Below are 10,644 nucleotides of genomic sequence, written 5' to 3'. Positions count from 1 at the left end.
CCCGGTGATCGCGAACCGGCACCGTTCTGAGCAGTGTGCGTCGATGGCGCCGGTGGCGCCTTCTCCACTCGGCGAGCACTTTCGCGCATACCCGCGGTGCGCAGCCCACCGCACCCGCGCTCGCCGGACGATCGTCACAACGTCACAGCGTCACAACGTCACAGCGTCACAACGTCACAACGTCACAACGTCACAACGTCACAACGTCACAACGTCACAGCGTCACACGCGGCGCGTAGGCGCGCACGACGCGCAGGCGCGCACGGGCGTCACGGCGGAACGCCTACGCCCCGGCGGAACGTCTACGCCCCGGCGGACCGTCCGCCGACGAACCGGGGCCCCGCACCACGACGAACCGGGGCCTCCTCGGCAGCACGAACCGGGGTCCCCGCGCCACGACGGACCGTCCGCCAACGAACCAGGGTCCCGGCGAACGAACCCGAACCTCTCGTGCGACTCGTGGCGACGAGCACCCCGGGCGCGACCTCGCGCAAGGACGACTTACCGCCAGCGCAGGGGGGCGGGGCCGTCCGGCGACCCCGCCCCCCTGCGGTTACTCGGTCACCTCGGCGCGATCCACGCGGAACGTCTCCGTCCGCCCGTCGGGCGCCGTCACCGTCACCTCTGCCACGCCCTCGCCGCCGGGAAAGACGCGCAGCGTCAGCCCGTCGAGGTAGTCGTAGTCGGGACGGTCGTCGCGCGCACCCCACGGCAGAACAGCCCCGGGCCGCACGTACAGCGGCAGCGAGTCGAAGCCGTGCTGCTCGCGCCGCCACCCGCCTCCGGTCACGCGCTCACCGGTCAGCAGGTGCGTCCACTCCCCCGCGGGCAGGTAGACGCTGACGTCACCGGATGCCGAGAACACCGGCGCCACGAGCAGGTCGGGGCCGAGCATGTACTGCCGATCGAGATGCAGGGTCGTGGGGTCGTCGGGGAACTCCAACGCCATCGGCCGCATCACGGGTGTGCCGGTGACCGTGGCCTCGCGCGCCGCGGCGTAGAGGTACGGCATGAGCCGCAGCTTCAGCTTCGAGAAGTGGCGCGTCACGTCGACGGCCTCGTCGTCGAAGGCCCACGGCACCCGGTACGAGTCCGATCCGTGGAAGCGGCTGTGCGACGACAGCATCCCGTACGCGATCCAGCGCTTGAACACCGCCGGGTCGGGCGTGCCCTCGAAGCCGCCGATGTCGTGGCTCCAGAACGCGAACCCGCTCCAGGCCAGCGACAGCCCGCCGCGCAGGGTCTCGGCCATCGACGCGAACGTCGAGGAGTTGTCGCCGCCCCAGTGCACCGGCATCGTCTGCCCGCCCGCGGTCGCCGACCGGGCGAAGAGCACGGCCTCGCCCTCACCACGCTCGTCGACGAGCACCTCGTGCACGGCGGCGTTGTAGAGCTGCGCGTAGAGGTTGTGCATGCGCTCGGGGTCGGTGCCGTCGTGCCACACGACGTCGGTGGGGATCCGCTCGCCGAAGTCGGTCTTGAAGCAGTCCACGCCTTGAGCGATCAGGCGGCGCAAGTACGACTGGTACCACCGCACGGCATCCGGGTTGGTGAAGTCGACGAGCGCCATGCCCGGCACCCACAGGTCCCACTGCCACGGCGAACCGTCCGGCCGACGCACGAAGTACCCGTTCGCCACACCTTCCGTGAACAGCGCCGAGCGCTGCGCGATGTACGGGTTGATCCACACCGACACGCGCAGACCGCGATCGTGGAGGCGGCGGAGCATGGCATCCGGATCCGGGAACACGCGCGTGTCCCACGTGAAGTCGCACCAGTTGAACTCGCGCATCCAGAAGCAGTCGAAGTGGAACACCGACAGCGGCAGGTCGCGTTCGGCCATGCCGTCGATGAACGACGTCACCGTGGCTTCGTCGTAGTCAGTAGTGAACGACGTGGTCAGCCACGTGCCGAACGACCACGCGGGCACGACGGGCGGGCGACCGGTGAGCGCGGTGTACCGCTCGAGAACGTCCTTCGGGGTGGGGCCGGCGATGACGAAGTACTCCAGCACCCCGCCCGAGACCGAGAACTGCACGCGCTCGACGTTCTCGGAACCGACCTCGAACGACACGTGGCCCGAGTCGTTGACGAGCACGCCGTAGCCGCCCGACGAGACGTAGAACGGCACGCTCTTGTAGGCCTGCTCGCTCGAGGTGCCGCCGTCGGCGTTCCAGATGTCGACCGTCTGCCCGTTCTTCACGACGGGGCCGAAGCGTTCGCCGAGGCCGTAGATCGTCTCGCCGACGCCCAGGTCGAGCTGCTCGTGCAGGTAGTGGCGCGCGGCGGGGACTCCGGTGTCGGCACCGGCGTTGCCGATCACGCCGGTCTCGACGTCGGCTCCGTCGGCGAGGCTCACCCGACCGAGTGACCGGATGCCACTGCCGGTGAGCCGCGTCCCGTCGAGCTCGAACGACAGGTCCCACGGGGCGCCAGGGGCGACGCGGGCGACGAGACCACCGGTCGTGAGGGCGCCCCCGTCGTCGGTGACCTCGACGGACCCACCACCGGACACGGCGCCGGGAAGCGTGAATCCCGTCGCACGGGTATCTCCGGCGTGGTGGACGACGCGGACCCGCACGACCCCCTCGAGCGGAGACGACAGCGTGACGGTCAGGACCGTGCGGTTGAGCACGTCGCCGCGTTTGGCGATGACCTTCGTCGGTGCGTGCACGACCAGCCCCGGACCATCGGGGGTGTCGGTCGAGCCGATGTCGTACGCCTCGGCGGCGTAGTCGACGGCCACGCCGGGGCGCATCAGCCAGAAACCATCGGTGAACTTCATTACTTGACTGCTCCTGCCGTGATGCCGCGTGTCAGCGTGCGTTGGAAAATGAGGAAGAAGATGAGCGTCGGGACGATGCCCAGCAGGGCCGACGCGCTGATCGTGGTGACGTCCATGAGCCGGTCGCCCTGGAGCACGCTGATCGCGACCGGGACGGTCTGGTTGTCGTTGGATGCCAGGAACGTCAGCGGGATCAGGAACTCGTTCCACGTCCAGATGAAGAAGAAGATGACGAGCACCGACAGCGTCGGGCGGCTGATCGGGAAGATCACGCGCCACAGGATCTGCCAGCGGCTCGCGCCGTCGATCGCGGCGGCCTCGAGGATCTCCCGGGGGAACGTGCCGTACACCGACGACAGCAGGTAGGTGCCGAACGCCGCCTGCACCACCGTGAAGATGATGATGACCGACCACACGTTGTCGTACAGGCCCACGGATTTGAACATGTAGTACAGCGGGTACAGCAGCGCCTCCTGCGGCAGCAGGTTCGCCAGCAGGAACAGCAGCACGATCCCGGTGCGTCCGCGGACGCGGCCGATGCCGATCGCGAAGGCGTTCAGCACCGAGATCAGCACCGCGAGCACCGCGACGACGCCCGAGATGAGGATCGAGTTGCCGACCTTGCGCGGGAAGTCCACACGGTTCCAGAAGTCGACGATGCCGCCGAAGTCGAGCTGCTGCGGAAGGGCGAGCGGGCCCGAGGTCGCGTAGTCGACGGGCGACTTGAACGAGTTGACGAGCACGAGGTAGAAGGGCGCGAGCACGAGCAGCGCGCCGATGACGACGAGCGCGAGCAGCAGCCAGTCGACGGGGCGGCGACGGGTCATGCCGCCGCGGCCTCCGCGGCGCCGGGGACGTCCCGTGGTGATGACGGCGGTGGTGGTCACAGTCCCGCCCTTTCCTTGCGTTCGAGCGAGGTCTGCACGCGGATGAACACGATCGAGACGATGACGACGACGATCGTGAGCACGGTGGCGATCGTCGCGCCGTAGCCGACGTTCCGCTTGGTGAAGAACTCGAGATAGGCGTAATACGCCGGCACGATCGTCGATCCCGCGGGACCGCCCTGCGTGATGACGTACACGGGCCCGAACACCTTGAGCGCGGCGATCGTGCAGGTGAGGGTGACGACGAAGATCTCGGGGCGGATGATGCTCATCGTGATCGCCGTGAACCGCTGGAACCAGTTGGCGCCGTCGAGTTCGGCGGCCTCGTAGAGCTCGGGATCTACGCGCTGCAGAGCGGCCATGAACACCACGACCGGGTACCCGATCTGCACCCAAACCAACACGACCATGAGCACGATGAGCGCCGAGGGCATCTGCCCCAGCCAGTCGTATGAGGGGAGGCCGAGCCCACCCAGGATCTGGTTGAGCGCGCCGTTGTCGCCGGGGCGGACGATCCACCCGATGACGATGCCGGCCACCGCGACCGGCAGGATCTGCGGCAAGTAGTAGGTGGCGCGCAGGAAGCTGCCGACCTTGCCGCCGAACTTGCGGCCGACGACGTCGAAGAGCAGGGCCGCGACCGCGAGGCCGACGACGGTGGGGACGACGACCATCGCGAGGACCATCCACACCGAGTTGGTGAACGAGGTCCAGAAGTCGTCGTCGGTGAGCAGCTTGGCCCAGTTATCGAGCCCGATGAACTCGGGGTCGCCGACGCCTCGCCACTTCGTGAAGGTCAGGAACACGTTCCACACGAGGGGAACGATCACGATCACGAGCAGCAGCACGAAGCCGGGAAGAAGGTAGAGCCAGTAGCCGGCGGTGCCACCGCGGCGCTGAGGGATGGCCGGCTGCTCGGGTGGGAGTGCCACCCGAGCAGCCGATCGCGTGAGGAGGGACATCAGCGGAAGTCCGCCGTGCCCTCGTCGTACTTCTTGCCGAGGTTCGCGTTCGTGGTCGCGGCATCCTGGCTGCCGGTCACGAGGCCCTGCAGCTCCTGCACGAGCACGTCGTAGAAGCCGGGAGCGGGCCAGTCGGGGTAGAACGACAGGCCGTCGTCGGCGAGCACGCCGTTGAAGGTGTCGATGAGCTCCTTGCTCTTGGCATCCGTGATGTCGGCAGTGTCGGCCGCGACCGGGACGCCGCCGGAGTTGCCGATGATCGCCTGGATCTCGGGGCTCATCGTGATGTCGATGAACTGGTAGGCGAGGTCCTTGTTCTTCGAGCGCTCCGGGACGACCCACAGGTTGCCCGACGAGCCGAGCGAGAGCTTCGACCCGGGGAAGGCCGCGAGCGTCCAGTCGAACGTCGTCGCTTCGCTGGCCATGCGGCCGTACCACCACGAGCCCGAGACGAAGATCGGCGAAGTGCCGTTGATGAAGGAGACGCCCGCGTCTTCGGCTTTCACCGACGAGACGTCCTTGGCGATGTAGCCCTTGTCGACGTACTCCTTGAGGGTCTGGGAGGCGTAGTCGACCTCGGATCCGTTCCAGTCCACCGGGTTGCTGTAGAGCTGGTAGTCGTCGACCCACTGCCGGTCGGCCTTCGTGAGCGCGAGCTGGTACCAGAGCTGCCCGAGCGGGTACTCGGCGCCGGCCTCGGCGAGGGGCGTGATGCCTTTCGCGACGAAGGCGTCGAGCACCTTCACGAACTCGTCGTAGGTCGTGGGCACTTCCAGGCCCGCCGCGGCGAACGCGTCGAGGTTGTAGTAGACGCCGACGAACTCGCCGTAGTTGGGCACGCCGTACCAGGTGTCGCCGCCCATGACCCCGTCGGAGGAGTACTTCGCCGTGGTCTGCAGCGACGGGGCGAGCTTGGCATCCCAGCCGTACTCGGTCACCGCGTCGCTGATGTCGGCGATGAGCCCGGTGCTCGCGAGGAAGCCCGCGGTCGCGTTGCCCTTGTTGAACTCCATGAGGTCGGGCGCCGCGTCGGTGTCGAGCACCTGGCTCGCCGTCTTCTGGATCTGCTCGAAGGACTTCTCCTCGATCTTCACCGTCGCACCAGTCTTCTCCTCGAAGATCGGGACGGCGGCGTTCCAGGCCTTCGCCATGGCGCTGTCGGCGCCTTCGTAGTGCCACAGGGTGAGGGTCTTACCCTCGCCGTCCGTGGCGCCGCTGTCGCCTCCCCCACCGCTGCAGGCGGCGAGGGTCAGGGCGGCGACGGCGATCGAGCCGACGACCGAGAGGGCTCGGGTCGCGCGTCGTTGTGCGTTCGTGCGTGCCATCGTTGGCACTCCTTTCACTGTGTTCCGCTGGTTCAGGGGTGTCCGCTAGCGGAGGCGGATGCGCCGAAGCCGATCATCGAAGAATTGTCGAAGCGCTTCGATAATGGGCGAACGGCACAGGCTGTCGAGTTGGGTGGGTCAGGCGGAGCCGGGCGCGGCGACGGAGCCGCGCTCGAGATAGGTCGGCGGGATGAGGTGGAGACCGGATGCCACGGGGCGTCCGGCGACGAGCTCGATCGCCAGGTCGACGGCGAGCTCGCACGAGTTCTGCGGGACGAGCGGGATCGAGTCGACCGGGGTGGCGAGTGCGTCCGTGTCGAAGCTGCTGCCGACCGAGACGATCGACACATCGTCCGGCACGCTCTTACCGAGCGCGGCGAGCTCGACGAGCAGGACCTGCAGCACTTCTTCGGGCGCGTGCAGGACGATCCCGGTGACGCCGGCGCCGACGAACGCGCGCACCGAGCGGCGCACGAGATCGCGGTCGGTGACGACCTCACCGGATGCCACCGCGGTGGCGTTCATCCCGCGTTCGGTCGCACGCTCCAGGACGGCGCTGCGGACACGGGGCGGGAAGTTCGACTTCTCGTAAGCGCGACGGGAGCCGCCGATCAGACCGATCTCGTGGTGCCCGGCGTCGGCGAGGCGGTCGACGGCCTGGACGGCGGCGCTCTCGAAGTCGAGGTCGACGCACACGAGGTCGTCGTGCTCGTTCGGGATGCCGACGAACACCGTCGGTGTCGCGCTCGCGCGGGCGATGGTGACGCGCGGATCGGCGGGGGCGACGTCGAGCACGAGGATGGCATCCACGAGTCCGCTCGCGGCGACGCGCTTCATCCCGGCCGAGGCGTCCTCGTCCGTGAGGAGGAGCATGTCGTACTCCTTGCGCCGCGCCGCGACGGTCATCGCGTGCATGAACGCCATGTGGCTGGGCGCGTGACTGTCGGCGCGGAGCGGCTCGGACAGCGCGAAGATGTTCGTCTGGCTGCCGGCGAGCATCCGCGCTCCGGCGTTGGGGCTGTACCCCAACTCCTGCACGGCATCCTGGATGCGCCGGCGCGTATCGGCCGAGACCGGACGCTTGCCGCTCAGCGCGTAGGAGACGGTGCTGATCGACACGCCCGCAGCGCGGGCGACCTCGTCGATCCCTGCCATAGCGACTCCTTCGTAGCTGTCTAAGCGCTTCCGGGAAGCGCTTCGACGGCAAAGTTAGACCACGGAGCGGCGGAGCGCAAGAGGTAAGTTGGCGAAGGCAACAAAAGGGCGCCCGTGCGGAGGTGGGGACGTGGCACGCCCCGGCGAGCGGAGGAGATTCGACCTGCGGAGGAGATGCGCCGAGGCATCCGTCCTCCCCTCACCGAATCTCCTCCCGTCGAGAGCCGGGCACGGGGCCGGTGGGAGGAATGACTCAGCGCTCGTCCGACTCCCGACGCCGCTGAATGGCCTCCGCGATCGGGTCCACCGGAAGGGCCGGCCCGAACTGGGCGTTCGGCTTCGTCTCGTGGTGCGGATGCCGCGGTCGCCCCCGTCCGAGGGAGATGTCGCTGTACGCGTCCGACGCGTACAGATCCTCACCGCGACGGGACGGCGCGCGACGACGGGTCGAGAGGAGCGAGACCGCAGCCAGGGCGATCACGGCTCCGAACGGCAGCGCCCACAGCGGAGTGTCCCACTCGAAGGCGAGCGACGCCCAGTAGACGGCGAAACCGCCCACGAGGATCACGGCGATCGCGATCCGCCGCCAGAGCTGCAGGGCCATACTCGACGGTAACCCGCCACGGGCGATCCCGCGACCCCGACGAACGGCCGGTCACGGCTGCCGCCGCGCCCCCGACCATCCGTCGCCCTCACGCATGAACACGATCCGGTCGTGCAACCGCGACGGACGTCCCTGCCAGAACTCGATCTCGCGCGGCTCGATGCGGTAGCCGCCCCAGTGCGGAGGCCGCGGTACGGGCTGGTCGTCCGCGAATCGGGCCGAGACCTCCGCCATCTGCTCCTCGAGAGCGGCCCGGGATGCCACGGGCTCCGACTGGTGGCTCGCCCAGGCCGACAGCTGAGAACCGCGCGGACGCGACGCGAAGTAGGCGTCGTCGCGCTCCGCGAGCAGCGGCACGGCGCGACCGAGCACGATCACCTGGCGCTGCAGCGCGTACCAGGGGAACAGCACCGACACCGACGGGTTCTCTGCGAGCGCGCGCCCCTTCCGCGACTGCCGGTTGGTGAAGAACCAGAGCGCGCCGTCGTCGTCGATCCCGCGCAGCAGCACGGTGCGCGACGACGGTCGGGCCTCGGCATCCACCGTCGACACCACCATCGCGTTCGGCTCGGGCAGGTCGGCGGCGTCGGCCAACCACCGCGCGAACAGGGCGAGCGGGGATGCCGACAGCGCACGGTCGTCGAGGGAGTCGAGGTCGTAGTCGAGCCGGTGGGCGAGGGGGTTCTCGGTCATCGCGCGGTCCTCCGGATCGGGCTCGGGAGGCACCATCGTACGACCGAGCCGACGGCAGGCGCAGACCGATCATCTCCATTTCCGTGCTAATTTGGTCATACGCCTTAGGCAGATGACCAAATCACGAGAGGCCGATGAGCCCATGGACATGAACCTGACTTTCGTCGCCACCGCCGGCCTCCTGGTCGCGATGGTGCTGCTGCTGATCCCCATGGTCCCGGGCGGCCTCATCGACACCCGCGACTTCCGACAGCTCCCTCGCTGGCAGTACAACGCGTTCAACGTCTTCCTGGTCTCACTCGGACTGGCCAGCTTCGTCGTCGCCGGCTTCGCGTTGGCCCGCGCGCCCTGGGTGTTCCTCGCCGCGCTGATCATCGCCGTTCTCTACATCGCCGTCTTCGGGCTGGACCTGGGGAGGGTCTTCCCCTCGGTCGACGACCCCCTGCCCTCGCAACTTCTCGTCCTCGAGTCCATCGATCTCGCCCTGGGCGGCGTGCTCGCCGTCGTCGCCATCGAGGGAATGCGCGGATGACGGCATCCACACGATCGCGATTGATCGCCGCTGCGCAAGAGGTCATCGCCACGGACGGGTGGGCGGCGGCGACCACGCGACGCGTGGCCGAAACCGCCGGCGTGAATCCCGGACTGGTCCACTACCACGCGGGCACCATCGACGATCTCCGACGTGACGCGATGCTCGAGGGGATACAGGGCTTCTTCGCCGACTCCCCCCTCGGCGCCCCGTCGGCGGCTCCCGCGTCGCTCGCGTCCACGCTCTCGTGGGTGCGCGCACTGATCGACATCGACGCCCAGGGCACGGAGCGGGAGCGTCTCGCCCGTCTGCTGCAGGAGTCCCTCATCGTGGCGGGACGGGACCCCGTGGTCCGCACCCGCGTGGGCGAGATCCTCCGCAACTACCGCCGGGCGCTCGCCGACGGCCTCGCCGCGCGGGGCGTGCAAGATCCTGTCGGCACCGCCGGCCTCATCGCGGTCGTCGTCGATGGTCTGCTGCTGCAGAGGATGCTCGACCCCGATCTCGACGCTGAGCCGATCCTGGCCGGCATCGACGAACTCGTGACGGCGAGAACCGTCGGCTGATCCCCTTCGGCATCCCGGACCCCCGCACCGCGGAACGCGCCGTCGACCGGTCAGGTGCAGTCCGGCGGCGTCGGCTTCCCGGCGGGCGGCACGCCCTGGATCTCGCCCCACGCGTAGCCGGACACGGACTCCCCGCCGAGTGTCCCCTCGTACGAGAACAGCCCCTCGTACACGGCGCGGCCGAGCGCGGTGAGTTCTTGGTCGTCGGCGACGGCGCGGAAGGTGAGGTCGGCGGCGGGTCGCGTCGCCGAACCGTCGAGTCGCACCGAGTAGTCCAGGTGGTACACGTAGCAGCTGTGCGGTGACGTCCACGTCTCGTCGGTCGGCGCGATGTGGATCGCCCCCTGCGGCCAGTTCGCGGTCGGTTGCAGGGTGCCGTTGGCCGATTGCGACGATCCGGCGCCGCCGATCATCGCGTAGTGCAGCTGACCGACCTCCTTCTGGCCCGTCGTTGCGATCAGCATGCCCTGCAGGCTGTCGGGGAGCTGGACGGAGAATTCGGTCCACTCGTAGTCGTTGCGCACGACGTATTGGGCCGCGTCGTTGTACGTCTCGGTGAGGTTGTCGAAGAACAACTCACCGCCCGTGCCGCGCGCGACGTAGGACGACCCGATCGCGACCGACCACTCCTCGACCTCGACGAGGGGCATCGAGTAGTACTGCGATCCCTGTCCGGTCATCGGGTCGCCGGTGGCTTCGAGGTAGGCACCGATGTCGCCGCCGTACTGGTTCATGATCGACGAGCGCTGGTCGGTGGTCGGGATGGGGCCACTCGACGCCGGCAGCGGCGTGCCGTCGAACATCCATAACGGGAAGAAGCCGTTCGGCCCGTACCCCCATTGGATGACGCCGGTCCGGTCTTTCGCGCGGATCGACAGCGTCGCACGTTCCCGCGCGGAGGATCCCGCCATGCCGGCTTCGACCGACACCGTCAGGTCGTACACGGATCCGACAGCGCCGATCGCGCCCGAGACGACCCGCATGTCGACGACCTGCGGAGGCTGCCGCTGTTCGACGTGGATGTTCCACGGCGCGTAGCTGAGGGTCGTCGGCACCGAGAGGTCGGCGATTCCGTACAGGCCACCGAACGTCGGCCCCTGGTCGAGCGACAGCCGGTTGAAGATCAGCCCCGTCT

General features: G+C 68.6%; 10 protein-coding genes. 2 read left to right on the top strand and 8 right to left on the bottom strand.

Annotated elements, in window-relative coordinates; all coding sequences use genetic code 11:
* Nucleotides 1-553: 553 nt before the first annotated feature.
* The 7 genes from yicI to pdxH all read right to left on the bottom strand — a co-directional run bounded on the left by yicI (nt 554) and on the right by pdxH (nt 8,411).
* The gene (gene yicI, locus LQV45_RS10870; protein WP_230007032.1) at nt 554-2,785 is read right to left on the bottom strand and encodes an alpha-xylosidase; all 2,232 of its coding nucleotides are present in this window, start codon (nt 2,783-2,785) and stop codon (nt 554-556) included.
* Nucleotides 2,785-3,612 carry a carbohydrate ABC transporter permease gene (locus LQV45_RS10865; RefSeq protein ID WP_230007033.1) on the bottom strand — a complete coding sequence of 276 codons (828 nt, stop codon included), beginning with the start codon at nt 3,610-3,612 and terminating at the stop codon, nt 2,785-2,787. The genes yicI and LQV45_RS10865 overlap by 1 nt, the downstream gene beginning before the upstream one ends.
* A 56-nt stretch (nt 3,613-3,668) precedes the next feature.
* Entirely contained in the window at nt 3,669-4,634 is a 966-nt protein-coding gene (locus LQV45_RS10860; RefSeq protein WP_230007031.1) for a carbohydrate ABC transporter permease, read from the bottom strand.
* Nucleotides 4,634-5,959 carry an ABC transporter substrate-binding protein gene (locus LQV45_RS10855; RefSeq protein ID WP_230007030.1) on the bottom strand — a complete coding sequence of 442 codons (1,326 nt, stop codon included), beginning with the start codon at nt 5,957-5,959 and terminating at the stop codon, nt 4,634-4,636. Before LQV45_RS10855 ends, LQV45_RS10860 begins: the two co-directional genes overlap by 1 nt.
* A 138-nt stretch (nt 5,960-6,097) precedes the next feature.
* The gene (locus tag LQV45_RS10850; protein ID WP_230007029.1) at nt 6,098-7,114 is read right to left on the bottom strand and encodes a LacI family DNA-binding transcriptional regulator; all 1,017 of its coding nucleotides are present in this window, start codon (nt 7,112-7,114) and stop codon (nt 6,098-6,100) included.
* 253 nt (nt 7,115-7,367) lie between these two features.
* Nucleotides 7,368-7,718 (bottom strand): hypothetical protein, encoded by a 351-nt coding sequence (locus LQV45_RS10845; RefSeq protein WP_230007028.1) that lies wholly within the window; start codon nt 7,716-7,718, stop codon nt 7,368-7,370.
* A 51-nt stretch (nt 7,719-7,769) separates the two neighbouring features.
* The gene (pdxH, locus tag LQV45_RS10840) at nt 7,770-8,411 is read right to left on the bottom strand and encodes a pyridoxamine 5'-phosphate oxidase (RefSeq protein ID WP_230007027.1); all 642 of its coding nucleotides are present in this window, start codon (nt 8,409-8,411) and stop codon (nt 7,770-7,772) included.
* A 112-nt stretch (nt 8,412-8,523) separates the two neighbouring features.
* Here pdxH and LQV45_RS10835 point away from each other — a divergent pair, with 112 nt between their 5' ends.
* Together LQV45_RS10835 and LQV45_RS10830 are read left to right on the top strand one after the other, a co-directional pair.
* Nucleotides 8,524-8,943, top strand: a complete 420-nt coding sequence (locus LQV45_RS10835) for a hypothetical protein (protein WP_230007026.1) — start codon at nt 8,524-8,526, stop codon at nt 8,941-8,943.
* Nucleotides 8,940-9,509 (top strand): TetR/AcrR family transcriptional regulator, encoded by a 570-nt coding sequence (locus LQV45_RS10830; RefSeq protein WP_230007025.1) that lies wholly within the window; start codon nt 8,940-8,942, stop codon nt 9,507-9,509. The genes LQV45_RS10835 and LQV45_RS10830 overlap by 4 nt, the downstream gene beginning before the upstream one ends.
* Nucleotides 9,510-9,559: 50 nt before the next feature.
* On the opposite strand, the gene LQV45_RS10825 is transcribed toward LQV45_RS10830, so the two are convergent.
* Nucleotides 9,560-10,644 (bottom strand): lipocalin family protein (locus tag LQV45_RS10825; RefSeq protein WP_230007024.1); only part of this gene is annotated, 1,085 nt, incomplete at its 5' end.

This window comes from Microbacterium sp. Bi128 (genome assembly GCF_918698205.1).
Note: the sequence above shows the minus strand (reverse complement) of the source record. Positions and strands in the feature narration are given on the sequence as shown.